Source organism: Delftia sp. WSY_7, from assembly GCF_043104845.1.
Classification (GTDB): Bacteria; Pseudomonadota; Gammaproteobacteria; order Burkholderiales; family Burkholderiaceae_C; genus Comamonas; species Comamonas tsuruhatensis.
On sequence record NZ_JBICLB010000040.1, the window covers coordinates 176494 to 201839 of the forward strand.

The 25346-nt window shown below is 67.8% G+C and carries 26 protein-coding genes; 13 read left to right on the forward strand and 13 right to left on the reverse strand.

The window, feature by feature from the left end; all coding sequences use genetic code 11:
* The first annotated feature begins 30 nt into the window (after positions 1-30).
* Positions 31-942 carry a LysR family transcriptional regulator gene (locus ACF8ME_RS22730; RefSeq protein ID WP_016451411.1) on the forward strand — a complete coding sequence of 304 codons (912 nt, stop codon included), beginning with the start codon at positions 31-33 and terminating at the stop codon, positions 940-942.
* On the opposite strand, the gene ACF8ME_RS22735 is transcribed toward ACF8ME_RS22730, so the two are convergent.
* A complete protein-coding gene (locus tag ACF8ME_RS22735) occupies positions 915-1562 on the reverse strand; it encodes a TetR/AcrR family transcriptional regulator (protein ID WP_016449233.1) in 648 nt (215 codons plus the stop codon). The two genes, ACF8ME_RS22730 and ACF8ME_RS22735, sit on opposite strands and share 28 nt — an antisense overlap.
* A 320-nt stretch (positions 1563-1882) precedes the next feature.
* On the opposite strand from ACF8ME_RS22735, the gene ACF8ME_RS22740 reads away from it, so the two are divergent.
* The 3 genes from ACF8ME_RS22740 to ACF8ME_RS22750 all read left to right on the forward strand — a co-directional run bounded on the left by ACF8ME_RS22740 (position 1883) and on the right by ACF8ME_RS22750 (position 5589).
* Positions 1883-3307, forward strand: a complete 1425-nt coding sequence (locus tag ACF8ME_RS22740; protein ID WP_016451412.1) for an amino acid permease — start codon at positions 1883-1885, stop codon at positions 3305-3307.
* A 21-nt stretch (positions 3308-3328) separates the two neighbouring features.
* Positions 3329-4423 carry a 4-hydroxyphenylpyruvate dioxygenase gene (gene hppD / locus ACF8ME_RS22745; protein WP_016451413.1) on the forward strand — a complete coding sequence of 365 codons (1095 nt, stop codon included), beginning with the start codon at positions 3329-3331 and terminating at the stop codon, positions 4421-4423.
* 104 nt (positions 4424-4527) lie between these two features.
* Entirely contained in the window at positions 4528-5589 is a 1062-nt protein-coding gene (locus tag ACF8ME_RS22750) for an aldo/keto reductase (RefSeq protein WP_043790114.1), read from the forward strand.
* 37 nt (positions 5590-5626) lie between these two features.
* Here the strand turns inward: ACF8ME_RS22750 and ACF8ME_RS22755 are convergent, their stop codons facing one another.
* Genes ACF8ME_RS22755 through ACF8ME_RS22765 form a run of 3 tightly spaced genes read right to left on the reverse strand, consistent with a single transcriptional unit; the run spans position 5627 to position 7010 of the window.
* Positions 5627-6247 (reverse strand): hypothetical protein, encoded by a 621-nt coding sequence (locus tag ACF8ME_RS22755; protein ID WP_133072532.1) that lies wholly within the window; start codon positions 6245-6247, stop codon positions 5627-5629.
* The gene (locus ACF8ME_RS22760; RefSeq protein ID WP_013801570.1) at positions 6244-6459 is read right to left on the reverse strand and encodes a helix-turn-helix transcriptional regulator; all 216 of its coding nucleotides are present in this window, start codon (positions 6457-6459) and stop codon (positions 6244-6246) included. Before ACF8ME_RS22760 ends, ACF8ME_RS22755 begins: the two co-directional genes overlap by 4 nt.
* A 2-nt stretch (positions 6460-6461) precedes the next feature.
* Entirely contained in the window at positions 6462-7010 is a 549-nt protein-coding gene (locus ACF8ME_RS22765) for a DUF2975 domain-containing protein (RefSeq protein ID WP_043790115.1), read from the reverse strand.
* Between the two features lie 57 nt (positions 7011-7067).
* Here ACF8ME_RS22765 and ybaK point away from each other — a divergent pair, with 57 nt between their 5' ends.
* The 7 genes from ybaK to ACF8ME_RS22800 all read left to right on the forward strand — a co-directional run bounded on the left by ybaK (position 7068) and on the right by ACF8ME_RS22800 (position 15991).
* On the forward strand, positions 7068-7562 hold the full coding sequence (gene ybaK / locus ACF8ME_RS22770) for a Cys-tRNA(Pro) deacylase (protein ID WP_392418294.1): 495 nt from the start codon (positions 7068-7070) through the stop codon (positions 7560-7562).
* A 168-nt stretch (positions 7563-7730) separates the two neighbouring features.
* Positions 7731-8411: a glycerol-3-phosphate 1-O-acyltransferase PlsY gene (gene plsY, locus ACF8ME_RS22775; protein ID WP_016451416.1), complete on the forward strand. Its 681-nt coding sequence runs from the start codon at positions 7731-7733 to the stop codon at positions 8409-8411.
* A gap of 98 nt (positions 8412-8509) precedes the next feature.
* Positions 8510-10042, forward strand: coding sequence for a DUF4178 domain-containing protein (locus ACF8ME_RS22780; RefSeq protein ID WP_392418296.1), 1533 nt, complete (start codon positions 8510-8512; stop codon positions 10040-10042).
* Positions 10043-10060: 18 nt separating this feature from the next.
* The gene (locus tag ACF8ME_RS22785) at positions 10061-10279 is read left to right on the forward strand and encodes a DUF350 domain-containing protein (protein WP_016449242.1); all 219 of its coding nucleotides are present in this window, start codon (positions 10061-10063) and stop codon (positions 10277-10279) included.
* A 187-nt stretch (positions 10280-10466) separates the two neighbouring features.
* Positions 10467-12620 (forward strand): TonB-dependent siderophore receptor, encoded by a 2154-nt coding sequence (locus ACF8ME_RS22790; protein WP_313281049.1) that lies wholly within the window; start codon positions 10467-10469, stop codon positions 12618-12620.
* Between the two features lie 87 nt (positions 12621-12707).
* The gene (locus tag ACF8ME_RS22795; protein WP_392418298.1) at positions 12708-14252 is read left to right on the forward strand and encodes a polyamine aminopropyltransferase; all 1545 of its coding nucleotides are present in this window, start codon (positions 12708-12710) and stop codon (positions 14250-14252) included.
* Positions 14231-15991 (forward strand): FAD-dependent oxidoreductase, encoded by a 1761-nt coding sequence (locus ACF8ME_RS22800; RefSeq protein ID WP_392418300.1) that lies wholly within the window; start codon positions 14231-14233, stop codon positions 15989-15991. Before ACF8ME_RS22795 ends, ACF8ME_RS22800 begins: the two co-directional genes overlap by 22 nt.
* A gap of 45 nt (positions 15992-16036) precedes the next feature.
* On the opposite strand, the gene ACF8ME_RS22805 is transcribed toward ACF8ME_RS22800, so the two are convergent.
* Genes ACF8ME_RS22805 through ACF8ME_RS22815 form a run of 3 tightly spaced genes read right to left on the reverse strand, consistent with a single transcriptional unit; the run spans position 16037 to position 18254 of the window.
* A complete protein-coding gene (locus tag ACF8ME_RS22805) occupies positions 16037-17026 on the reverse strand; it encodes an HD-GYP domain-containing protein (protein WP_016451420.1) in 990 nt (329 codons plus the stop codon).
* A gap of 40 nt (positions 17027-17066) precedes the next feature.
* Positions 17067-17732: a TIGR02281 family clan AA aspartic protease gene (locus tag ACF8ME_RS22810; RefSeq protein ID WP_016451421.1), complete on the reverse strand. Its 666-nt coding sequence runs from the start codon at positions 17730-17732 to the stop codon at positions 17067-17069.
* Positions 17733-17768: 36 nt separating this feature from the next.
* Positions 17769-18254 (reverse strand): YajQ family cyclic di-GMP-binding protein, encoded by a 486-nt coding sequence (locus ACF8ME_RS22815; RefSeq protein WP_012206580.1) that lies wholly within the window; start codon positions 18252-18254, stop codon positions 17769-17771.
* Positions 18255-18358: 104 nt separating this feature from the next.
* Between ACF8ME_RS22815 and murB the strand changes: the two genes are divergently transcribed.
* Positions 18359-19459, forward strand: coding sequence for a UDP-N-acetylmuramate dehydrogenase (murB, locus tag ACF8ME_RS22820; protein ID WP_392418301.1), 1101 nt, complete (start codon positions 18359-18361; stop codon positions 19457-19459).
* A gap of 101 nt (positions 19460-19560) precedes the next feature.
* Here murB and ACF8ME_RS22825 read toward each other — a convergent pair whose 3' ends face one another.
* Together ACF8ME_RS22825 and ACF8ME_RS22830 are read right to left on the reverse strand one after the other, a co-directional pair.
* Complete coding sequence (locus ACF8ME_RS22825; RefSeq protein WP_016449249.1) at positions 19561-19923, reverse strand: SPW repeat protein; 363 nt, start codon at positions 19921-19923, stop codon at positions 19561-19563.
* A 98-nt stretch (positions 19924-20021) separates the two neighbouring features.
* The gene (locus ACF8ME_RS22830) at positions 20022-20891 is read right to left on the reverse strand and encodes an MBL fold metallo-hydrolase (protein WP_017407584.1); all 870 of its coding nucleotides are present in this window, start codon (positions 20889-20891) and stop codon (positions 20022-20024) included.
* 137 nt (positions 20892-21028) lie between these two features.
* Between ACF8ME_RS22830 and ACF8ME_RS22835 the strand changes: the two genes are divergently transcribed.
* Positions 21029-21928, forward strand: a complete 900-nt coding sequence (locus tag ACF8ME_RS22835; RefSeq protein ID WP_392418303.1) for a LysR substrate-binding domain-containing protein — start codon at positions 21029-21031, stop codon at positions 21926-21928.
* Between the two features lie 215 nt (positions 21929-22143).
* Here ACF8ME_RS22835 and argG read toward each other — a convergent pair whose 3' ends face one another.
* The 4 genes from argG to ACF8ME_RS22855 form a co-directional block, all read right to left on the reverse strand.
* Positions 22144-23478: an argininosuccinate synthase gene (gene argG, locus ACF8ME_RS22840; RefSeq protein ID WP_016449252.1), complete on the reverse strand. Its 1335-nt coding sequence runs from the start codon at positions 23476-23478 to the stop codon at positions 22144-22146.
* Between the two features lie 120 nt (positions 23479-23598).
* A complete protein-coding gene (locus tag ACF8ME_RS22845; RefSeq protein ID WP_012206574.1) occupies positions 23599-23916 on the reverse strand; it encodes a pyrimidine/purine nucleoside phosphorylase in 318 nt (105 codons plus the stop codon).
* A gap of 127 nt (positions 23917-24043) precedes the next feature.
* The gene (locus ACF8ME_RS22850) at positions 24044-24784 is read right to left on the reverse strand and encodes a glycine zipper 2TM domain-containing protein (RefSeq protein WP_392418305.1); all 741 of its coding nucleotides are present in this window, start codon (positions 24782-24784) and stop codon (positions 24044-24046) included.
* Between the two features lie 127 nt (positions 24785-24911).
* Positions 24912-25289, reverse strand: a complete 378-nt coding sequence (locus ACF8ME_RS22855) for an ArsC family reductase (protein WP_016449255.1) — start codon at positions 25287-25289, stop codon at positions 24912-24914.
* Positions 25290-25346: the final 57 nt, after the last annotated feature.

Sequence of the window (25346 nt, forward strand, 5' to 3'; positions counted from 1 at the left end):
GCCCTGGCGCCTGCGCTAGGCTGGCCGCCCATGGAGATGTATCAGCTGCGCGCCTACGTCACGGCGGCCACGCTGGGCAGCGTCACGCGCACGGCCGAGGCCCTGCACCTGACGCAGCCCGCCATCACGGCCCAGATCAAGGCGCTGGAGGAAGAGCTGGGCGTGGCGCTGTTCGACCGGCGCCCGGGCCGCATCAGCCTCACGCGGGCCGGCGAGGCCCTGATGGAGCCCGCCCGGCAGGTGCTGGATGCAGCGGGTCGGCTGCAGGGCCAGGCCCGCGAGCTGCAGGGCGAGGTCACCGGCCAGCTGCTGCTGGGCACGGTGGCCGACCCCGAGGCGCTGCGCCTGGGCTCGCTGCTGCATGGCCTGGTGGAGGCGCTGCCGCTGCTGGACATCAAGACACGCCAGGGCTGGGCCGAGGAGCTGCGCGCGCAGGTCGCGGCCGGCGGCCTGCAGGGCGCGTTCTACATCGGCGCCCACATGCCGCGCGACCTGGGCGCGCTGGTGCTGCAGACACTGCACTACCGCGTGGCGGCGCCGCCCGCGCTGCGCGAGCGCGTCCTGCAATCGGGCTGGAAGGACCTGGCGCAACTGCCCTGGATCGGCGCGCCAGCGCAGCACCATGAGCAGGCCCTGCTGCTGGCGCTGTTCGCCCGCCAGGGGCTGAGCCCCAATCAGATCGTGGAAAGCGATGCCGCCGCCGCGCCCGAGAGCCTGGTGCGCGCCGGCCTGGGCCTGGCGCTGCTGCGCGAGGACCGCGCCCTGGCCGCGGCCGAGCATGGCTGCGTGGCCATCTGGCCGCATGCGCGCGTGTCGGCGCAGCTGGGCTTCATCCATCCGCGCGAGGCCGAGCACGACCCGGCCCTGGTGGCCACGCTGTCGCAGCTGCGCAGGGTCTGGGGGCTGACCGAGGTTCAGGCGGCGGCGCCGCCGCCGGCCTGAGGGGTGCCTGCCTGGACGATGGCCTCGACCAGCGCATCGAGGCTGCCCTGGCGTTCCTGCTCGCCCACCTCGAACAGCTCCAGCACGCCGGTGCCGCGCAGGATGGCGAAGGCCATGGCCGCAAAGCCCTGGGGGCGGGGATGGTGGGCCGCGATCTCGGGGAAGACGTCCAGGAAGCGGGTGTAGAACACGCTGTCCACATGTACCCGGCGCGCGTCCACGCGGTCGAACAGCGAGGGGGAGGCCTTGCAGCCGAAGAACATGCTCCAGGCCGCCTGGTAGTTGGCCGCGCCGAAGATGTTGTCCCAGGCCAGGGTGACGAAGGCCTCGGCACGCTCGCGCAGGGGCAGGGCCTTGTCGGGCCAGACCGTGCCCTGGTCGCTCAGCGGCTCCATGACCTCGATGACCAGCCGCTCCATCAGCGCATCGCGGCTCTCGAAGTGGTGCTGCAGCGCGCCCAGCGACACATCGGCGCCGCGCGCGATGGCCTGCAGCGTGGCGCTCTTGAAGCCGCCCTCGCGCAGCAGCGCCAGGGCGGAGTCGATGATCTTGCGTTGCGTTGTCTCCACACGCTCGGTCTGCGGCGTGCGTGCGCGCCGCTGCGTGGCGGACGTCGTCATGTTCTGGGCTCCAGAGGGCAAAAAAATAATAGTAGATTGTTTTTGTTTGTTGCGGGCGTTCAACCGTTGCCGCAGTGCGGCATGGCGGGCGGCAATGCGTCGATCGCCTTCGCTACTCCTTCTTTTTGGGCTTGTCCATAGGGATAAATTACAAGAAATAATAATTTATTGTTTTTTATAGTTGATACCCATCAACAAGGGGCGCACAAGGCCCCGCATTCCAACAGGCACCCCACGAGGAGACATTGCCGTGAAGACCACCGAAGTGTTCCAACCCCTGCGCCGCCGCGCGCCTTGCTGAGAGCCGGAGCACCCCCTTGATGCACAGTTCTTCTTCGCAGGGCCATCTGGAGCGCAGGCTCAAGAACCGCCACATCCAGCTCATCGCGCTGGGCGGCACCATCGGCACGGGCCTGTTCCTGGGCTCGGCCGGCATCATCGAGCTGGCCGGCCCGTCCGTGCTGCTCGGCTACGCCATTGGCGGGCTGATCATCTTTTTCATCATGCGTTTCCTGGGCGAGATGCTGGTCGAGGAGCCCAACGCGGGCTCGTTCAGCTATTTCGCCAACCGCTACCTGGGCCGCTTCGCGGGCTTTCTGGCGGGCTGGAACTGTGTGGCGCTGTATGTGCTCGTGGGCATGCTGGAGCTGACGGCCGCAGGCAAGTTCATCCAGTTCTGGTGGCCCGGCATACCCACCTGGGTGACGGCGGCGGTGTTCTTCGTGCTGATCAACGGCGTGAACTTCATCAACGTCAAGGCCTATGGCGAGTTCGAGTTCTGGTTCGCGCTGATCAAGATCGTGGCCGTGATGGCCATGATCGGCGCAGGCCTGTATTTGCTGTTCAGCGCCGACCGGCCCGAGCAGACCGTGCGCAACCTGTGGACGCACGGCGGCTTCTTCCCCAACGGCTTCTCAGGCCTGGTGATGGCCTTCGCCTTCATCATGTTCGCCTTCGGCGGCGTGGAGATGCTGGGTTTCGCGGCGGCCGAGACCGACCAGCCGCGCACCGTCATCCCCAAGGCCGTGAACCAGCTGATCTACCGCGTGCTGGTGTTCTACATCGGCTCCATGGCCGTGCTGATGTCGCTGATGCCCTGGACCGACCTGCTGGGCCAGCTCAAGGCCGGCGGCGACACCTACAGCAGCAGCCCCTTCGTGCTGGTGTTCTCGGGCCTGGGCGAGAACGTGGCCGCCCATCTGCTGAACTTCGTGATTCTCACGGCCACGCTGTCGGTCTACAACAGCATGGTCTACAGCAACAGCCGCCTGCTGTACGGCATGGCCAGCGAAGGCAATGCACCGCGCTCGCTGATGCAGGTCAACCGCCGCGGCGTGCCGGTGCGGGCCATCGTCTATCCGGCCATCTTCACGGCGCTGGCCATCGTGCTGAACTATGTGGCGCCGGCCGGCGTGCTGGAGCTGCTGATGTCGCTGATCGTGGCGGCCCTGGTGATCACCTGGACCATCATCATCGTGGCGCACTGGCGCTTTCGCCGGGCCCATGCGGCACGCGGGACCGTGCTGGGCTTTCCCGCACCGGCCGCGCCGCTGACCAATGCCATCTGCCTGGCCGCCATGGCCCTGGTGGTGGGCGTGATGCTGCTGACACCGTCGGTGCGGTCCTCCGCGCTGGCCATTCCGATCTGGGTCCTGGTGGTCTACGGGGCCTATCGCCTCGTGTTCCGCCAACGTCCCACGCCTGTGCTGGAATCCGTACTGGAACCCGCGCACATCCCCCGTTGAAACCTTCAAGGAGAACCAACCATGGCAGACCTGTTCGACAACCCGATGGGCCTGATGGGCTTCGAATTCGTGGAATTCGCATCGCCCACGCCCGGCGTGCTGGAGCCGCTGTTCGAGAAGCTGGGCTTCACGCTGGTGGCCAGGCACCGTTCCAAGAACGTGCTGCTGTACCGCCAGGGAGGCATCAACTTCATCATCAACAATGAGCCGGGACAGGCCGCCTATTTCGCGGCCGAGCACGGCGCCTCGGCCTGCGGCCTGGCCTTCCGCGTCAAGGATGCGCACCAGGCCTACAAGCGCGCGCTGGAGCTGGGCGCGCAGCCGGTGGAGATCCCCACGGGTCCCATGGAGCTGCGCCTGCCGGCCATCAAGGGCATCGGCGGCGCGCCGCTGTACCTGATCGACCGCTTCGATGAAGGCAAGTCCATCTACGACATCGACTTCGAGTTCCTGCCCGGCGTGGACCGCAACCCCAAGGGCCACGGCTTCCAGGTGGTGGACCACCTGACGCACAACGTCTACCGCGGCCGCATGACCTACTGGGCGGACTTCTACAGCAAGCTGTTCAATTTCCGCGAGATCCGCTACTTCGACATCTCGGGCGAGTACACCGGCCTGGCCTCCAAGGCCATGACGGCGCCCGACGGCCTGATCCGCATTCCGCTGAACGAGGAATCGCGCCAGGGCGGCGGCCAGATCGAGGAGTTCCTCATGCAGTTCAACGGCGAGGGCATCCAGCACATCGCGCTGCTGACGGATAACCTGCTGGACTCCATCGACCAGCTGCAGATGGCCGGCATTCCGCTGCTGACCGCGCCCAACGACATCTACTACCAGAACCTGGAAGGCCGCCTGCCCGGCCACGGCCAGCCCGTGGGCGAGCTGCAGGCGCGCGGCATCCTGCTGGACGGCACGACAGAGGGCGGCCAGCCGCGCCTGCTGCTGCAGATCTTCTCCCAGCCCATGCTGGGCCCCGTGTTCTTCGAGTTCATCGAGCGCAAGGGCAACTACCGCGAGGGCTTCGGCGAAGGCAATTTCAAGGCCCTGTTCGAGTCCATGGAGCGCGACCAGATCAACCGCGGCGTGCTGCAGACCGAGGCACCGCAGGGCGCCTGATCCCGACGGACGCAACGCGCCCGCCCGGCCCTGGCCGGGTGGGCGCGCTGTCGTCAGGGTAAACACGGGCGGCCCTACACTCGGTGCCCATGAATTCCCCCTCGATGCAACCGGTGGCGCTCGGTCAAAGCGCATTGCAAGTCAGCCCCATCTGCCTGGGCACCATGACGTTCGGCGAGCAGGTCGGCGAGGCCGAGGCCTTTGCCATCATGGACCGCGCGCTGGAGCGCGGCGTGGACTTCTTCGACACGGCCGAGATGTATGCCGTGCCCGCACGCGCCGAAACCTGCGGCGCCACCGAAACCATCATCGGCCGCTGGTTCGCCCAGCGCCCTGGCGCGCGCGCCAGGGTCGTGCTGGCCACCAAGGTGGCCGGTCCTTCGCGGGGCATGCCCTGGGTGCGCGAGGGCAAGGGCATGACGGCGGCCGACATCGCCGCCTCCTGCGAAGGCAGCCTGCGCCGCCTGGGCACGGACGTGATCGACCTCTACCAGATCCACTGGCCCGAGCGCAACGTGCCGGCCTTCGGCCAGCTGTACTACGACCCGTCCAAGGAAAGCTCGCAGACCGGCATCCACGAGCAGCTCGAGGCGCTCGGCCGCCTGGTCCGGGAAGGCAAGGTGCGCCACATCGGCCTGTCCAACGAAACGCCCTGGGGCGTGCACGAATTCGTGCGCCTGGCCGAGCAGCACGGCCTGCCGCGCGTGGCCTCGGTGCAGAACGCCTACTGCCTGCTCAACCGCAGCTGGGAAAACGGCATGGATGAAAGCTGCCACCGCCTGGGTGTCTCGCTGCTGGCCTATTCGCCGCTGGCCTTCGGCCTGCTCACGGGCAAGTTCGACGTGCATGCGCCCACCGATCCCGCTGCGCCGCAGGCCGCACGCATTGCGCGCTACGAGTCCGTGCGCAAGCAGCGCTGGGGCCGGCCTGAAGCCCTGGCCGCCGCGCGCCGCTACAACGCGCTGGCGCGCGAGCACGGCATGACGCCCACGCAGCTGGCGCTGGCGTTTTGCTACACCAAGTGGCAGGTGGCCAGCACCATCATCGGCGTGACCTCGGTGGCCCAGCTCGATGAGGACCTGAACGCCTGGGGTACGCAACTGTCGCCCGAACTGCTGTCGGCCATCGACGCCATCCGCTGGGAAGTGCGCGACCCCGCGCAATAGGCCTCAGCCCTGCGCAATAGGCCTAGGCCCTGCGCCTTCAGCGGCTGCACTCGCCCTTGAGCGCAGCGGCCGCCAGCATGGGCAGACTCAGCAGGCCCATGCCGCCGCCCTTGAACTCGCCCTTCATGCAGTCGCCCTGGGCGGCCTCGCGCATGCCGCTGGCCAGCGGGTCCTCGCGCTGCGCATGAATCTGGGGCCTGACCAGGCCCTGCCGGGCCGCCGACTGCACGGCCTCGCGGCCTGCGGCCGAGTCCAGCAGGCGGCCCATGGCCCTGGCGCTGCGCGCGGCGTCCGGAGCGGCCTCGGTGTCGGCGAGCACAGGCGCTTGCGCGGCGGCTGTCGCGGCCTGCTCCGTGGCCTTTGCAGCCCCTGCGCTTTGCATTGAAGGCGGTGCGACGGCGGCGGTGTCCGGCCGTCGCGTAGGCGCGGGCGCGGGCGCCGGTCCGGGCCGGGCAGCCGCTGCAGCAGGAGATGGCGCCGGCGCCGGCGTCGGCGTCGAAGTCGGCGTCTCGACCCAGACCACCTGAAGGCGGTGCGCCTCGGCCTGCCCGGTGCCGGGCCGCGCAATGTCCGGGGCCAGACCCTGCCACAGCAGCGCCCCATGCAGCAGCAGCGACAGCAGCAGGCCCGCGATCAGCCGCAGCCGCCCGCTGCTCAAGCCTCGGGCCCTGCCACCCATTCCAGCAGGTCGCCGGGCTGGCACTGGAGCGCCTCGCAGATGCGCTCCAGCGTGTCGAAGCGCACGCCGCGCACCTTGCCGCTCTTGAGCAGGGAAATATTCTGTTCGGTGATGCCGACCATCTCGGCCAGTTCGCGCGAACGCATCTTGCGGCGCGCCAGCATCACATCGAGGTGGACGATGATGGGCATGCTCAGACGAAGCCCGCGTTCTCGTCGGCGATGCGCCGCGCCTGCAGCATTACATGGGCGATGGAGACCAGCACCACGCCGAGCAGGACCAGCAGGCCATCGTGCCAGTACAGGCCCAGCGTGACGAAGCGCTGCCCTGGCGGATTGCCCATGCTGGCGGCCACCGACATCAGCGCGCGCGTGAAGGGCAGGGCCAGCGCGCCCGCCAGCACCGTCCAGGCAAAGCGCATCAGGGCGTGCTGCGCCTGCTGGCCGAAGACACGGCCCTGCAGGTACTCGCCGAACAGTGTCCACAGCTGGCGCAGCGCATACAGGCCGCAGCCCACGGGCAGCAGGCTGACCAGTGCGGTGCGCCAGCGCGCAGCCATGTCCAGCGGCTGGCCGGGCGGCATGCCCAGCAGGCCTTGCGCCTGGCCCGAAAGATCTTGCGGCGACAGCAGGGCGGCTGCCGGCAGGGCCAGCAGCACGACGGCACCGAGGGCAATCAGGATGCGCGCCGCCTGGGAGTGGCGCCTCAGGGCGTTGCCTGCGGCGTGGGGCGTATAGTTCATGGCACAGCCTTGTATTGATGAATCGATAAAAAATTATTGTAAAACGATAAAAAATTCATGCCCAAGAAAAACTCTCATGTCAGCGAGACACCGGCCACCCAACTGCTGCGCGCCCACAAGGTGGAGTTCACCGAGCATCCCTATGAGTACCTGGAACACGGCGGCACCGAGCACAGCGCGGCCAGCCTGGGCCTGGACGAGCACATGGTGGTCAAGACCCTGGTGATGCAGGATCAGGACGCCAGGCCGCTGATCGTGCTCATGCATGGCGACTGCAAGGTCTCCACCAAGAACCTGGCGCGGCAGATCGGGGCCAAGAGCGTGGAGCCCTGCAAGCCCGAAGTCGCCAACCGCCACAGCGGCTACCTGGTCGGCGGCACCTCGCCCTTCGGCACGCGCCGCGACATGCCGGTCTATATCGAAGAGAGCATCCTGGCGCTGCCGCGCATCGCCATCAACGGCGGGCGCCGGGGCTTTCTGGTGCAGCTGGACCCGCAGGTCTGCGTGCGGCTGCTGGATGCACGGCCCGTGCACTGCGCGCTGGCAGAATAGATGCCCTGAAGAAATGAACACGACTTGCGCACACGGGAAGGCGGCCGCCGCCTCCACCGGGTTCGCGCAGGTCCTGATGAAAAACATGTGTCGGCGATCAGGGAGGGCGGGCCATCAGGGCCGGCCGGATCGCGCGCCGGCGCTCCACAGACCGGCCAAGGACTTCAATTGAACGCGCTCTACCCCCTTCTCGCCACCGTGGCGGCCTACCTGATCGGCTCGCTGTCGTTCGCCGTCATCGTCAGCCGGGCCATGGGCCTGAATGATCCGCGCACCTATGGCAGCGGCAACCCCGGCGCCACCAATGTGCTGCGCTCCGGCAGCAAGGCGGCAGCGGCCGTCACCCTGCTGCTGGACGCCGCCAAGGGCTGGCTGCCCGTGGCCCTGGTGCAATGGTTCGGCAGCCGCTTCGGCATGGGAGATGGCACGGTGGCCATGGTGGCGCTGGCTGCCTTCCTGGGCCACCTGTACCCGGTGTTCTTCCGCTTCAAGGGCGGCAAGGGCGTGGCCACGGCCCTGGGCGTGCTGCTGGGCATCAGCGTCTGGCTGGGCCTGGCGGTGGCGCTGACCTGGCTGATCATTGCCGTGTTCTTCCGCTATTCCTCGCTGGCGGCCCTGGTGGCCTCCGTGTTCGCTCCCGTCTACTACCTGCTGTGCAGCGGCGTGGTCTGGTATGCCGAGACACCGATTGCCGCCGCCATCGTCGCCATGGCGGCCCTGCTGATCTGGCGCCACCGCGAGAACATCCAGCGCCTGATGGCCGGCAAGGAATCCAGGCTGGGCAGCAAGAAGGCCGACCCGGCAGCCGCCGCGGCCAAGCCCGGCACGGCCAAAGGCAAGCCGCATTGACCGTCGCCGCCGCGCTGCGCACCACGGGCGCAGCTTGCGTGCGGGGCGTGGCCGGCCGGTCACGCTCCAGGCCCTCTCTTCACTGACGACCTTCACACATGGCATCCAGTCCATCGCAGCGCGTATACCGCGCACCATGCCCCGGCTGCGGCGCGCCCGTGGAATTTGCCAGCGCCCAGGCCAGCTATGCCGTCTGCGAGTTCTGCCGCAGCACCGTGGTGCGCCAGGGCGATGTGCTGCAGCGCCGTGGCTCCATGGCCGAGGTCTTCGAGGACTACAGCCCCCTGCGCATCGGCGCCACGGGCCAGATGCTGCGCAACGGCAAGCCCGAGCACTTCACCCTGGTCGGGCGGCTGCAGCTCAAGAGCGAGGCGGGCGCCTGGAGCGAATGGGTGGCCGCGTTCAGCGATGGCGCGCTGGGCTTCCTGAGCGAGGACAACGGCCAGTTCGTCTGGTCCTGGCCCTGGGAGGCCGAGGCCCTGCGCAACGGGCCGTTCAAGGCCTCCGACTGGCTGCTGGGTTCGCAGCGTGTGCTGGGCGGCAAGAGCTTCACGGTCAGCAGCGTGCAGAACGCGCGGCTGGTATCGGCCCAGGGCGAGCTGGCGCAGCTGCCCGAGCCCGGCACACCGTACCGGCTGGTGGAGCTGCGCAGCGAGCAGGGCCAGGTGCTGTCCGTGGACTTCTCCGTCCAGCCGCCCGCGCTGAGCCTGGGCGAGCGCGTGGTGCTGGACGACCTCAGGATGCAGGGGCTGCGCGACGGCGCCTCGCTCAAGGGTGAGCAGGGCCGGCACTTCAACTGCCCCAAGTGCGGCGCTGTGGTGCCCGTGCGCTTTTCCACCACCAAGAGCCTGAGCTGCCCCAGCTGCGGGTCGCTGGTGGACCTGAGCCAGGGCATTGGCAAGGAATTGGCCTATGCGGAACAGAACGAGCCCGTGCGCCCGGCCATCCCGCTGGGCAGCAAGGGTGTGCTGGAAGGCCAGCAATGGCAGGTGGTGGGCTTTCAGCACCGCATGGGCCAGGAGCCTGGCGACGACGAGAGCTTTGGCTGGGAGGAGTACCTGCTGTTCAACCAGAAGGCCGGCTTCGCATTCCTGGTCGATTCCTCCGATGGCTGGAGCATGGCCCGCGTGACCACGGGCGTGCCCAGGCTCTCCAAGAACCGCAGCACGGCCAAGTACATGGGCCGGCAGTACCAGCTTGAATCGCGCTACACGGCCGAGACCACCTACGCCCTGGGCGAGTTCTACTGGCCCGTGCAGCGCGGCCAGACCACGCGCAATGTGGACTATGTGAGCGCAGGCGCGCAGAACAAGGCCTTCCTGGCCAGCGAGACCGAGAGCGGCGAGACCACCTGGTCGCATGGCAGCGCCGTCTCGGCCACCACGCTGGCAATGGCCTTCGGCCTCAAGCAGTTGCGTGACCGCTCGCAGGTCGGTGTGATGTCGGGCAGCCGCTTCGGGCTGTGGACCATCATCATCGGGCTGCTCATCCTCTGGCTGGTGTTCGTCACCTTGCGCGGCTGCGCATCGCGCCCCAACTGCGACCCCAATACCGACGCCAACTGCAACAGCTACACCCGCAGCAGCGGCGGCTCCTGGGGTGGCTACACCTCGGGCGGCAGCCACAAGTAAACAACGGAGAAACTGATCATGAACTTCGACTGGCTCAACCCCGCCGCCTTCTTCGGCTCGATCCTCTATGCGCTGGTGGGCGTGGTGGTGTTCTGGCTGTGCTTCTTCATCATCGACAAGATCACACCCGTGGACATGTGGGCCGAGATCGTCGAGAAGCACAACAAGGCGCTGGCCATGGTGGTGGCCGCCATGTGCCTGGGCATCAGCATCATCGTCGCTGCCGCCATCCACTGAACGGGGCCGCCTGGCCCCCGCATTCCCCATCTCCTGCCGACACGCAGCCCGCCTGAAAAGGTGCGGCTGCGCTGCGCATGGCGGCGTTGCTGCGTCGCAACAAATTCCTTGTCGATAGTGAGTTTGCAAATGATATTCGTTTGCATTCTAAATAAAATCGCCCCCTTCATTCGAAGAGAGGGTTTCCATGACAGACCATCAAGCTGCCCGCAGGGCAAGGCTTTCAGTGGGTGTGACCGCTGGCATCATCACCACCGCGCTGGCGGGGGCGGTCCATGCCCAGGAGGCCGCCCCAGCCGTTTCAGCCGATCCGGCCCAGGCACAGACGCAGACGCAGCCTCAACAGGCCCACACCCTGCCCACGCTGCAGGTCAACGCCTCCCAGTACGACCCTGACGACGTGCGGCCCGAAGGCGTGACCACGGCGACCAAGACCTACCTGGCGCCCAAGGACATCCCGCAGACCATCGACACGCTGGAGGTCAACAAGTACAAGAGCTACGGCATCAACGACCTGGCCACCATGCTGGACGGCGTTCCCGGCGTGAACACCAGCTACGACATGCGCGGCGAAGGCGTGTACATCCGAGGCTTCAAGGCCGACGAGAGCGACATCTACCGCGACGGCGTGCGCGAGAGCGGCCAGGTGCGCCGCAGCACCGCCAATGTGGAGCGCATCGAGATCCTCAAGGGCCCGGCCTCGGTGCTCTATGGCCGCAGCGCGGGCGGCGGCGTGGTCAACATGGTGAGCAAGCAGGCGCGCTTCGACGCCAAGAGCAGCATCACGCTGCGCGGCGGCTCCTGGGACAACGTGGGCGGCACCATCGACATCAACCGCGTGCTCAACGAGAACGTGGCCGTGCGACTGACGGCCGACCGCGAGCAGGCCCACAGCTTCCGCGAAGGCATACGCAACCGCAACGAGATGGTCTCGCCCAGCATCCTGGTGGACTCGCGCACGGGCTGGCGCTGGACCGGCCAGTACACCTATGACAACGTCTGGCGCGTGCCCGATCGCGGTCCGGTCTATGACCAGCTGCCGGCCGGTGTCTCCATCCGCAAGGGCTTTGCGGCGCCGGGCGACTATGTGGAAGACCGCCTGCGCGTGCTGCGCTCCGACCTGTCCTACGACTTCAACAACCGCTGGAGTCTGCGCTGGGTGGCTAGCAAGCGCGAGGCCAGCCAGGATTTCGACCACTACTTCGCCGGCACCTACCGTGCCGCGACCGGCAAGATCACGCCCAACTACGCCTGGCAGCAGACCCGCAACACCACGCTGTCCAACACGCTGGACCTGACGGGCAAGTTCAGCACGGGCAGCATCCGGCACGATCTGCTGGTGGGCCTGGAGGCCAGCGAGGAAGAGCGCGCGCCACGCGTCGGCCAGCCCGGCAGCACCTTCGCCTATGACCCGTTGCAGCCCATCGTCTGGCCCAGCCGTCCGGCGCAGGGCAAGCCGACCCAGGACAACTATCACAAGGGCAAGGGCCAGGCGCTGTACATGCAGGACCTGGTCAGCCTGACCGAGCAGTGGAAGCTGCTGCTGGGCCTGCGCTACGACAGCTATGACTTCCAGAGCACCAACAAGATCGCCAACCTCACGCGCAAGACCGACGGCAACGGCTTCAGCCCGCGCGTGGGCGTGGTGTGGCAGCCGGTGCGCGAGCACAGCTTCTATGCGTCCTGGAACAAGAGCTATTCGCCCTATGGCGGGCGCGGCATCCTGACCGTGGAAACCGCCGTGGGCGCGGTGCCGGACGACGAGCCCCAGTACTCGCGCCAGTCCGAGGTCGGCGTCAAGAGCGACTGGCTGGGCGGTGCGCTGTCCACCCAGGTCTCCGTCTACCAGCTGGAGAAGTACAACATCCGCTACCGCCCCGATCCCGAGAATGATCCCTACACCTGGGCCATCCGGGGCAAGGACCGTTCGCGCGGCATTGAGTTCAGCGCGGCCGGCCGCGTGGCCGGTTCCTGGTATGTGCGCGGCGGCGTGGCCTTCATGCAGGCCAAGGTGGCTGAAGACGCGCAAAACCCCGCCAACGTGGGCCTGTACCTGCGTGACACGGCCAAGCGCAACGGCAACCTGTTCCTGCGCTATGCGCCCAAGGGACCCTGGTATGGCGAAGTCGGCGTGACCTACACGGGCAGCCGCTTTACCAACGCCGCCAACACGGCCATCCTGCCCGGCTACTCGCGCTGGGATGCGCTGGTGGGCTGGCGCCAGGACGCCTGGACCGTGACCGTGGCCCTGTCCAACCTGTTCGACAAGCAGTACTGGCGCTCCAGCTCCATGCCGGGCGCACCGCGCAGCGTGCTGGTCAGCGCCAACTACCAGTTCTGACGGAACCCCCAGGAGGCGCGCGGCGCCTTCTCCCGTTGCACGGCGCCTCTCGCGCACACGGGGGGCGCATCGCGCACAATACCGGCCGTGCAAACCTCAGCCCCTCTTGCCGGCGCGCAGCCGGCGCGCCCCATCGACATTGCCCTGCTGGTCAGCGTTTTCGTGATCGCGGCTTGCGGCCTGCTCTATGAGTTGGCTGCGGGCGCGCTGGCTTCCTATCTGCTGGGCGATTCCGTCCTGCAGTTCTCCACCATCATCGGCAGCTACCTGTTCGCCATGGGCATAGGCTCCTGGCTGTCGCGCTATTTCGAGGACCACCTGCCTGCGCACTTTCTGCGCATCGAGCTGATGGTGGCCCTGATCGGCGGTGCGTTGCCGGCCACGCTGTTCATTGCCAATGCCTACGCGCCCGGCGCGTTCCGGTTCCTGCTGTACGGCATGGTGCTGGTGGTGGGCACGCTGGTGGGGCTGGAGATTCCGCTGGTGATGCGCATCCTCAAGCGCAATGTGACGCTCAAGGACCTGGTGTCCCAGGTGCTGACCTTCGACTACCTGGGGGCGCTGGCCGTGTCGCTGGCATTTCCGCTGCTGCTGGTGCCCAAGCTGGGCCTGGTGCGCACGGGGCTGCTGTTCGGCTTCATGAATGCGGCGGTGGCGGTGTGGGCGCTGCTGCTGTTTCGGCATGAACTGCGGCGCCCGCGCGCCCATGCCCTGGCCTGCGCGGCCGTGCTGGCCCTGCTGGGCACGGGCATCTGGGGAGCCGACCATCTGACGCGCCTGGCCGACGACCATTTCTACCAGGACCGCATCGTGCTCTCCAGCAGCTCGCCCTACCAGCGCATCGTGGTGACGCAGGGACGCCAGGGCGCGCGGCTGTACCTCAATGGCAACCTGCAGTTCGCGCAAGGCGACGAGTACCGCTACCACGAGGCCCTGGTCCACCCCGTGATGGCCGCGCATGGCGCGCCCAAGCGCGTGGCCGTGCTGGGCGGCGGCGACGGCATGGCTGTGCGCGAGGTGCTCAAGTACCCCTCGGTGGAGTCGGTCACGCTGGTGGAACTGGACCCGGCCATGACCGACCTGTTCAAGGACAACGCCATGCTGCGCCGGCTCAACGGCGATGCGCTCAGCGATGCGCGCGTGCGCATCGTCAACACCGATGCCTTCCACTGGCTGCAGCAGGACCAGGACACCTTCGACGTCGTCATCGTCGATTTCCCCGACCCGACCAATTTCGCCATCGGCAAGCTGTTCACCAACAGCTTCTATGCCTTGCTGGACAAGCGCCTGGCCGCCAGCGGCTATGCCGTGGTGCAGACCACGTCGCCCCTGATCGCGCGCAAGAGCTACTGGACCGTGGTGCAGACCATCGAATCCATCGGCCTGCAGGCCACGCCCTACCACGCCCATGTGCCCAGCTTTGGCGAGTGGGGCTTCGTCATCGCCAGCCACCGGCCCTGGCGCGAGCCCGATGCGCTGCCTGCGGGCCTGCGCTTTCTGAGCGCGCAGACCATGGCGCTGATGTTCGACTTTCCGCTGGACATGGCGCGTGTGCCGGCCGAGGTCAACCGCCTGTCCAACCAGGTGCTGGTCAATACCTACGAACGCGAATGGGGCAGGGTGGAGCGTTGAGCCCCGACCGCCCGTCTTTGTGGAGCCGGCGCCAATGGCTGCAGGGCCTGGCCGGCGGTGCGGCCGCAGGCCTGGCCGGCTGCACGCCAACGCCGCCTCGTCTGGAAGACCTGCCTGGTGGCTTCAGCGGCGTGGCGCTGGAGCGCGGCCATGCCTTGCGCGCGTTCTGGCAGCGATTGGGCCAGGGCCTGGCGCTGCCGGCGCCGGCCGTGGTGCACCGTGCCAACGTGGTGATTGCCGGTGGCGGCATGGCGGGCCTGGCGGCTGCGCGGGCGCTGGAGCTGTCTGGGGTGCAGGGTGTGGCACTGCTGGACACGCAGCCGGCCATGGGCGGAAACAGCCAGGGCGGCAGCATGTCCGGGCTGGCCTGTCCTTTGGGCGCCCACTATCTGCCCTTGCCTGGCGACGATGCATCCGAGGTCCAGGACTGGCTCGAGGCCCTGGGCCTGCGCCAGCGCCGCGCAGGCCGCTGGCAGTACGACGAGCGCCATCTGTGCCACAGCCCGCAGGAGCGCCTGTTCTGGCAGGGCGCCTGGCATGAGGGCCTGCTGCCCGTCGATGGCGTGGCGCCGCGCACGCTGGAGCAGTACGAACTCTGTGCGCGCAGCGTGGCCCAGGAGATGGACAGGTCGCCCTTTGCCATGCCGTCCATCCGTGTCTGGCAGCGCGAGGGCCGGCTGCCCGCCGCCCATGCCGCGCTGGACGGCCAGACCATGCAGGCCTGGCTGGTCCAGCAGGGCATCGATGATGCGCAGCTGATCTGGTATCTGGAGTACTGCTGCCGCGACGATTTCGGCGCGGGCCTGGCGCGGGTGTCGGCCTGGGCGGGCCTGCACTATTTCGCCAGCCGCCACGGCTTCTCGGCCCCGCGCCGCCAGGATGAGCGCACGCCCGAAGACGCGGGTGATGCCGTGCTGACCTGGCCCCAGGGCAATGGCTGGCTGTCGCAGCAACTGGTGGCCGGGCTGGGCTCCACCGACCTGCAGACCGATTGCAGCGTGCTATCCATTGCCGAGAGTGCCGATGGCGTGGAGATCGACGTCTACCACCACGGTCGCCAGCAGCACGAGCGCTGGCTGGCCGCGCGCTGCATCGTGGCCCTGCCCAGCTTCATCGCGGCACGCGTGGTGCGCGATGCGCCGGACTTCCTGCGCGCGGTGGCGGGCCGGCTGGACTGGGCGCCCTGGCTGGTGGCCAACATCCATCTGCAGCGGCCGCTGGCCGACCGGCCCGGCGCCGATCCGGCCTGGGACAACGTGCTGTTTGCCGATCCGAATGCGGGCGGCCTGGGCTACGTGGACGCGGGCCACCAGGGCCTGGACCGGCTCACGCCCCGGCCCACGGTGCTCAGCTACTACCAGGCGCTGGGCGACTGGCCTGACGGGCGCGCCCAACTGCTGGGCCAGCCCTTCGGCTTCTGGCGGGACCGCATCGTCGGCAGCCTGCTCGTTCCCCATCCCGACCTGCTGCACAAGGCCACGCGCATGGAGATCACGCGCTACGGCCACGCCATGGCCATACCCCGGCCCGGTGACCAGCAGCTGCTCAGCCAGGTAGCGCTGCAGTCGCTGCACCGGGGGCGCAGCGCGCTGTGCGCCGGCGAGCGCGTGGCCCTGCTGCCCACGCCGGGCACGCGCCGCCTGTGGTTCGCGCATTCCGACTGGGCCGGCTATTCGGTGCTGGAGGAGGCCTTCACGCGTGGCCACCATGCGGGCCTGTGGGCTGGCGCGCGGACCTGACACGGGCCGCGGCGCCGGTGTCGCGCGCTTCAGGCGCCAGATCGTTCAGACAGGCCCGGGCATCTGCACCATGCGGTACAGCGACTGGCTGCCGCGTGCGGCCAGCACGCCCAGCTGGGCCAACGTGCGCGGGTCCAGCTCCAGCGTGATGGCGGCGCGCGCCAGTGCCGAGCGGATGCGGGGGCCGTCCTCGCCTTCATGGATGACGGGCGGATACAGGCTCGCGCCGTCGGCGCCGATCACGCTGGCCACCAGCGGCGGCTGCGGCGGCTCGCCACGGCGCAGCACCACGGCGATGTCACCGTTGTCCAGCCGCACATAGGTGCCCGGCGGGCACAGGCCCACGGCGCGCACCAGCGCGAAGCCCACCTCGTCGGAGTAGCGCTGCTGCTGGGTGAGCGCGCGCAGCGACTCGGCGGCGCTGCGGCCTTCGCGTGACTTGCGCGGGCTGATCAGGGCGGCGTAGCGGTCCACCGTGCCCAGGATGCGGACCAGCCGCTGCACGGGCGCCAGCGTGGACAGCGGCTGCTGCGGCACGGCCTCGTGGTGGTGGCCCACCAGCTCCAGCCACAGCGCATCGTTGACGAACAGCCGCGCCAGCAGGGCCTGGCTGTGCAGCGGGTGGCGCTGCACGGCCTGCTGCTGGGCGGGGGTCAGCGGCTCGCGCTGCAGCGCCAGTTCGTCCTGCAGCGCGTTCATGCCGATGTTCATGGTCAGTGCGCCATACACCAGGGTGCGGTGTTCGGACTCGTCCAGGCGCAGCTCGCGCGCCAGCACATGGCACAGGCAGGCGCAGACCAGGGCATGGGAGGCGCTGTAGCCCACGGTGGACGAGCAGGCGCGCTGGAACATCAGGTACAGCGCGGCATCGCTGTCGTGGGCGATCAGCTCCTGCAGCCACAGGTCGATCTGCTGCAGCTTGACCAGGAAGCCCTGCACCTGCAGCGGCGCGGACAGCAGCACGGACAGTGCGGCCTCCAGGTCGGACCACAGGCCCAGCAGGTCTTCGTAGGAATCGTCGGGGCGTCGGCTCATCGTTGGCGGGGTGCGGGAAGCGGGGCGCATGCAGGCCGCATCAGCGCCGCTCCAGCACCATCTCGCTGCCCTGGCGGGTCATCTGGACGTGGGCAAGAAAGCTGTTGCCCAGCAGCACATAGGGCATGGGAAGAGGGGCGACCACGGCGTCCACACCGAAGACCTCGACATCGCCCACGCGCACCGAATCCAGCCGCAGGCGCCAGCCCTGGGCATCGCCGTTGGCGGTGCGCATCATCACCGGCTGGCCCTTGAGAAAGGGCAGGCCCATGCGTTCGGCGTCGGACCGGCCGATGGCGACCGAGCTGGCGCCCGTGTCCACCATGTAGACCATGGTCTTGCCATTGATCTGGCCGCGTTCGATGAAGTGCCCCCGGTTGTCGGCCTTGAGCACCACGCGCCGGCCGAGCGCGGGATCGCCCGCCGCCGCGCCCCGGCCGCCCAGGCTGATGGGCGCCTCGCCCAGGCGCAATGTCTGGCGGCGGCCCTTGATTTCCACCTCGGCCGTGTCACCCGATACCTGCAGCACGCGCACGTCCTGCAGGCTTTCGCCCGCCGCCAGCGCGCGCGGCGTGCCGCCGTCTATGACCAGCAAGGCCTTGCTGCCCAGCACGCCGCTGAGCGCCACGGACTGCGCCGTCGCCGATGGTGGAGCCAGCGCGGCCGCTGCGGCCAGGCTCAGAAGTACGGCACGTAGGTGGCGCATGGGGTGGCTTGTGGCGCAGAGGCGGGTGCCAGGCGATCAGTCGCGGAAGTTGTTGAAGGACAGGGGATGGTCGGCCAGGTCCTTGCGGATCAGGGCCATGGCGGCCTGCAGGTCGTCGCGCTTGGCGCCGGTGACGCGCACGGCGTCGCCCTGGATGGCGGCCTGCACCTTGAGCTTGCTGTCCTTGATCAGCTTTTGCAGCTTCTTGCCCAGCTCGGCCTCGATGCCGTTCTTGACCTTGATGGTCTGCTTGAGCTTGTCGCCGCCGATCTTCTGGGCCTTCTGGATGTCCAGGAAGCGCACGTCCACGCTGCGCTTGGTCAGCTTGTTGCGCAGGATGTCCTCGACCTGCTGCAGCTGGAAGTCGGCATCGCCGAACAGCGTGATTTCCTTGTCCTTGAGCTCGATGGCGGCCGAGGTGCCCTTGAAGTCGAAGCGTGTGCCGATTTCCTTGGCGGTGTTCTCCACGGCGTTCTTCACTTCGACGAAGTCGGCTTCGCACACGGTGTCAAAAGAAGGCATGGCAAATATTTCCTGTAAATGTTCTGAAAAAGTACCGCAGCGCGCGGCCGGGCGATGCGGGCGCGGGGCCGGCGGCGCAGGGAGGCGGTGCGACAATCCGGTCGATGTTAGTCGAGAAAAATGTTCCGCTGCAGCATTGCAACAGCTTCGGTATCGCCGCCCGTGCCCACACCCTGGTGCGCGTGCGCAGCGACGAGGACGTGCGCCATTTCCTGGCCGATCCGCTGTGGGGCCGCCAGCCCGTGTTCGTGCTGGGCGGCGGCAGCAATGTGGTGATCACGGGCGACGTCGATCCCGTGGTCCTCAAGATGGAGATAGCGGGCATGCGCCTGCTGCGCGAGACCGATCGCCACTGGATCGTCGAGGCCGGTGCCGGCGAGCGCTGGCACGACCTGGTGGCCTGGACCCTGTCGCAGGGCTACGGCGGCCTGGAGAACATGGCGCTGATTCCCGGCACCGTGGGCGCGTCGCCGGTGCAGAACATCGGCGCCTACGGATTGGAGCTGCAGGACCGGTTCGAGTCGCTGGATGCCATCGACCTGGCCACGGGGGAGTCCTTCACGCTGGATGCCGCGCAATGCGCCTTCGGCTACCGCGACTCGGTGTTCAAGCATGCGCCGGCCGAGCCCACGCCCGTGGCGCGTGCGCGCATGAAGGGCGTGCCGCCGCGCGGCATGGGCCTCAAGGGCCGCGCCGTGATCACGCGCGTGCGCCTGGCCCTGCCCAAGGACTGGAAGCCCGGCCTGGGCTACCTGGACCTGCAGCGCCGCCAGGCCGAGGCGGGCGTGGCCGAGCCCACGGCCCGCCAGATCTTCGACTGGGTCTGCGAGATCCGCCGCGCCAAGCTGCCCGATCCGGAGCACATCGGCAACGCGGGCAGCTTCTTCAAGAACCCGACGGTGACGCCCGAGCAGTGCGCCGACATCATTGCGCGCGAGCCCCGCATCGTGCACTACCCCATGGACGACGGCTCCATCAAGCTGGCCGCCGGCTGGCTGATCGATGCCTGCGGCTGGAAGGGCAAGTCCATGGGCCGCGCCGGGGTGTATGACAAGCAGGCCCTGGTGCTGGTCAACCGGGGCGACCGGCACAGCGTGGACAGCAGCGTCACGGGCGGCGAGGTCATGACGCTGGCCGGAGCGATACAGACCAGCGTCTACGAGCGATTCGGCATCCGCCTGGAGCCCGAGCCCGTCGTGGTCTGAGCGGCCTTGGGCGGTCCTTGGGCGGTTCTTGAGGGGCACGGCGGCAAAAAAACAGCGGCCCGCAGGGCATTGCCGCCTGCGGGCCGCTGCGCATCAGCGCCTCAGTGGGCGGAGCGACTGCGCCAGTCCATATAGTCCTTGTCGGTCATCAGCACCCACAGCGCGAGCACCAGCACCACGATGCCCGACACCACGGCATTGCGCATGGCGTCCATCTGGCCGGCAAAGCCCAGCACCCAGGGCGAGATCACCATCCACAGACCCAGCAGGCCTTCGGTCCATTCCTCCCACGCGCGGGGCATGAAGATGGCTCCCAGCGCAGCGGCAATCAGCGCCAGTCCGATGACCACGCCGTTGGCCGTGGGCGCCATCTGGTCCTGGAACCCCAGCACCCAGGGCGAGACTGCCAACCAGACTCCCAGCAGGACGTTGAGCGGGTCCTGCCAATGCTTCATGTATTTCATGGCTGCACCTCCTGCCGCCACGACGAATGAGGGCGGCAGCTGGTTGGATCAAGGGCGCAGCATGCAGGTTCCATGAGGATTTTTGCGAAAGTGCATGCTTACCATGGCATCTCGCCCTTGTTCACCTTGGCGCCGATGTCCAGCGACAGCGCCATGCCGGCCTGCGGGTAGGCCTGCTTCATGGCACCGATCAGCTCGGCGCTGTTGCCCGCCTTGGCGGCGGCGGCCTCGAAACGCTGGAGATAGTCGCGTGTATAGGCGATGGCGCTGGCGTCCATGGCCGTGCCGGCCTGCATGTGGCCGGGCACGACGACAGCGGGCTTGAGGGCCTGCATCTCGTCCAGCTGCGCCAGCCAGGCCTTGCGCTCGGCGCTCTTTTGCGTGTCCGCTGTCCAGACATGCAGGTTGCCGAACACGCCCACGTTGCCGACGATGGCCTGCAGCGCAGGCACCCAGACATAGGGGCGGTGGGCCAGCGGGCCGGTGGTGCCGCGCAGCTCCAGCGCCTGGCCGTCCACCATCACCGTATTGCCTTGCAGGGCCTCGGGCAGCACGGGATGGCTGGGGGCGTTGGCGCCCATCTTGGGGCCCCAGAAGGCCAGCTTGCCCTGCAGCTTGGACTCGATCTTCTCGCGCACGGCCGGCGTGGCCACCACCTTGGCCTGCGGGAACAGGCTCTTGAGCACTTCGGCGCCGAAGTAGTAGTCGGGGTCGGCATTGCTGATGAGGATGGTGGTCAGCTGCTTGCCGCTGTCCAGCACATTGGCGGCAATGCGCAGGCCGTCGGCGCGGGTGAAGCCGCTGTCCACGACCACGGCCTCCTTGGCGCCGGTGATCAGGGTGGAGGTCACGGCAAAGCTGTGTTCGTCGGCCTGGTAGACCTTCATCTGCAGCGGGGCGGGCGCCTGGGCGTGGGACAGGCCGGCCGACAGGGCCAGGGTGAGCGAAAGCAAGGTGGTGCGAAGCATGTCGATTTCCTTTGAAAAAAGCACAAGACAGAAACGGGTGGCAGCGCCGTGCTGCCATGGGTGGTACTTTAGTTTTTGAAATCGAGCAGATAAACGGCAAAATATGCGCTTGTTTGTTGCAGAAATCGAGCATATCCATGGACCGATTGCTGGCGATGCAGGTGTTTGCCACGGTGGCCGAATGCGGCAGCTTCACGGCGGCGGCCGAGCGGCTGGACCTGTCGCGCGCCATGGCCACGCGCCATGTGGAGTCGCTGGAGCAGTGGCTGGGCGCGCGCCTGCTGCACCGCACCACGCGCCGTGTCTCGCTCACCGATGCCGGTGCGCAGTGCCTGCGCTACAGCCAGCAGATGCTGGCCCTGGCCGATGAGGTGCAAGGCGAGATGCGCGCCGGCGACAGCCAGTTGCGCGGCCTGCTGCGCGTGACCTGCAGCATGTCCTTCGGCCATGCGCAGATGGCGCCGGCCATTGCGCAGTTCATGCGGCTGCACCCGCACCTCAAGATCGACCTGCTGGTGGACGACGGCGCGCTGGACCTGGTGCAGCAGCGCATCGACCTGGCCATACGCATCAGCGCTGATCCGGGCGCCGCACTCATCGCCCGGCCGCTGGCCGTGTGCGAATCGGTGCTGGTGGCCTCGACCGCCTATCTGGATGCGGCTGGCCGGCCGCAGGCACCGGCCCAGCTGCAGGCGCACCGCTGCCTGGGACACATGCGCGTGGGGCGCAATGTCTGGCAATTGACTCGCCGTGACGATGAAGGCGATGAGCAGCAGATCGCCGTCACCACCTGGTTCAACGCCAACGAAGCCACCGTGCTGGCCGCCGCTGCCGTCGAAGGCGCCGGCATTGCCTTGCAGCCAACCTACCTGGTCCAGCCCATGCTGCAAAACGGCCAGTTGGAGCTGGTGCTGCCCGACTGGCGCCCGCAGCCGCTGACCGTGCATGCGCTGTACAGCTCGCGCCGCCATCTGCCGGTGGCCGTGCGTGCGCTGCTGGATTTTCTCGTGCAGCGTTTCGAGGGCGCGCACTGGTAGCAGGGGCGTAAAAAAGCCGCCTTGCGGCGGCTTGTGGGATGCAAGTGTGCGATTTTCTGGCCCATGGCGTCGCGTGCTTGGCGGGCGCGTCCCATGCCAGGGACGCCGAGCAAGGGCCGCCCCGCAGCGAGGGCGTCGTCCCCCTCCCTCGCGAAGCGAGTAGAGAGGCGCCGTGCAACGGGGGGAAGCGGCGTCAGCCGCTCAGGGGGTGTAGGTCATTCCTTGCCGCCCAATTGGGGCAGGGCGGTGCTGGTGCCCAGGGACAGCAGGCCGGCCTTGGCGTAGATGGCCAGCTTGTCGCGGGTGTCCATCAGGTCCAGGTTGCGCATGGTCAGCTGGCCGATGCGGTCGGCGGGGCTGAAGGGCGCGTCCTCGACCTTTTCCATCGACAGGCGCTCGGGCGCATAGGTCAGGTTGGGCGATTCGGTGTTCAGGATGGAGTAGTCATTGCCGCGGCGCAGCTCCAGCGTCACGGTGCCGGTCACGGCGCGGGCCACCCAGCGTTGGGCGGTTTCGCGCAGCATGATGGCCTGCGGGTCGAACCAGCGGCCCTGGTACAGCAGGCGGCCCAGGCGCAGGCCGTTGATGCGGTACTGCTCGATGGTGTCCTCGTTGTGGATGCCGGTCACCAGGCGCTCGTAGGCGATGTGCAGCAGGGCCATGCCGGGGGCTTCGTAGATGCCGCGGCTCTTGGCTTCGATGATGCGGTTCTCGATCTGGTCGCTCATGCCCAGGCCGTGGCGGCCACCGATGCGGTTGGCTTCCAGGAACAGCTCCACGGGATCGGCGATTTCCTTGCCATTGAGGGCCACGGGGCGGCCTTCTTCGAAGGTCACCGACACTTCCTCGGCCTTGACCTCGACCTCGGGCTTCCAGAACGCCACGCCCATGATGGGGTTGACGATGCGGATGCCGCTGTTCAGGAACTCCAGGTCCTTGGCTTCGTGCGTGGCGCCCAGCATGTTGCTGTCGGTCGAGTAGGCCTTCTCGGCGCTCATCTTGTAGCCGAAGCCTTCCTTGGTCATGAAGGCCGACATCTCGGCGCGGCCGCCCAGCTCGTCGATGAAGGTCTGGTCCAGCCAGGGCTTGTAGATCTTCAGAGCGGGGTTGGTCAGCAGGCCGTAGCGGTAGAAGCGCTCGATGTCGTTGCCCTTGAAGGTCGAGCCGTCACCCCAGATGTTGACGTCGTCTTCCTTCATGGCGGCCACCAGCATGGTGCCGGTCACGGCACGGCCCAGGGGCGTGGTGTTGAAATAGGTGATGCCGCCCGTGGAGATGTGGAAGGCGCCGGCCTGGATGGCGGCAATGCCTTCGCCGGCCAGCTGCGCGCGGCAGTCGATCAGGCGGGCCTGCTCGGCGCCGTACTCCATGGCCTTGCGGGGGATTTCGTCGTAGTCGGCCTCGTCGGGCTGGCCCAGGTTGGCCGTGTAGGCGTAGGGCAGGGCGCCCTTGTTCTTCATCCAGCGCAGGGCGGCGCTGGTGTCCAGGCCGCCCGAGAAGGCGATGCCGACCTTTTGGCCGACGGGGACGTTTTGCAGGATGGTTTCCATACGATGCTTCTCTCAATAACGATGGCGGCTGGCGTGCTGGACGCGGCTGCCGGAAAACACGGAAGGCGCCTGGGCGCCGTCAGGTCGAATGCGTCGGTCTGCCCAGGCGCTCAGGCACTCTTAGGCGTAGTGGCAGATGTAGTGGTAGGCCTCGGTCACGCGGATGTCGAACTTGGAGTTCGCAGGCACCTGGAAGGACTCGCCGGCCTTGGAGGTCAGCCACTGGTCCGAGCCGTCGAGCTTGTACTCGCAGGAACCAGCCACGCATTCCATGATCTCGGCGGCGGCCGTGCCGAAGGTCAGCTGGCTGGGCAGCACCACGCCGGCAGACTTCTTCGTGCCATCGGCCAGCGTGAAGCCGTGGCTGATGCATTTGCCGTCGAAATAGACATTGGCCTTGGTGGTCAGGGTGATGCCAGAGATGGTTTCGGTGGTCATGGAAGCTGGGCAGAGGGTGGACTAAACCGCCCATTTTAGGCCAGCACCCGGCCGCTGCCCGTACGTGCTGGCCGCCGCCATGCAAAAAGCCCCTTGTCGGGGCTTGCGGGGCGAGCGCATGGCGGCCTCAGCGGCGCCAGCCGTGGCGGTAGCCGCCGCGCCAGCCGTGATAGCTGGGGCGCGAGGCGTAGTACACGCCGGCAGCAAGGGCTGCTCCAATCACCACGGGGGCCACATAGTCACCGGCCGAATACACGGGCTGCACAGGCTGGGGGGTGTAGTAGCCACCGCCGTCGTAGTAGTTGTTCTGGTAGACCACGGGCGGCGGCACGGGTGCGGTGGAGTACGCGGCCTGGGGCGGCTGGTTGGTGCCGTAGTAGCCGTTGCTGCCATAGGCCGCGCTGTTGGCGGCGGGCTGCACGCTCAGCGCGATCCAGTCACCGGGCGGCGTGGTGGTGCGCGTCGTGTAGTTGCGGCCTGCGTACTCGTAGACCACGTCATAGGCCACGGCGCGGTTCTGGTAGTAGGTCTGGGTGGTGCAGTTGCGCACCGTCTGGTACTGGGGCTGGCCCGTGGCCTCGGCCTGGTTGCCCAGCATGGCGCCGCCGATCACGCCGGCCGCCGTGGCGGCCGCGCGTCCGCCGCCATGGCCGATGGCATTGCCGACCACGCCGCCCGCCAGGGCACCCAGAACGGCGCCCGCGCCCGAGGTGCGCTGGCCGGTATAGACGTTTTCATCGCGGCAGACCTGCTGGGGCACGGCCACCTGCTGGGTCACCGGGGTCACCGACAGCACCCGGCCTTGCTCCTGGGCCAGGGCCACGGTGGCGGTCGTGGCCGCCAGCGTCAAAAGAACCAGGGATTTCATGATTGCACTCCTGTTGCGCTGGCGGTATTTCCTGCCAGGCTCCATGCAAGTGTATTCCTCGGGCCTGGAAAGCAGTTTGCGGTCGCGTAAATCCACGTAATAAGCTGTTCCAGGCCTGATGGCAGAGTCAGCGCTTGCCCCCGTGGGCCATCTCTGCCCAGGCGTCGGGCGCAAAACCCACGGTGATGCGTCCCTGCGGCCATTGGACGACCGGGCGCTTGATGACGCTGGGCTGCTGCTGCATGAGGGCTGCGGCACCGGCCGCATCCTGGGCGGCGGCCTGGGTGTCGGCATCGAGCTTGCGCCACGTCGTGCCTTGGCGGTTGAGCAGCTTTTCCCAGCCGACAGCCTGCATCCAGGCGGGCAACTGCTCGGCGGGAACACCCTGTTTCTTGAAGTCGTGGAATTCGTAGGCGATGCCCTGGTCGGTGAGCCAGGCGCGGGCCTTCTTGACGGTGTCGCAGTTGGGAATGCCGTAGAGCGTCACAGTGTTTGCAGTGGTCATGATTGGTTGCAGTTGCCGCAGTCAATGGATGGCGAGGACCCCATAAGGACACTGTCC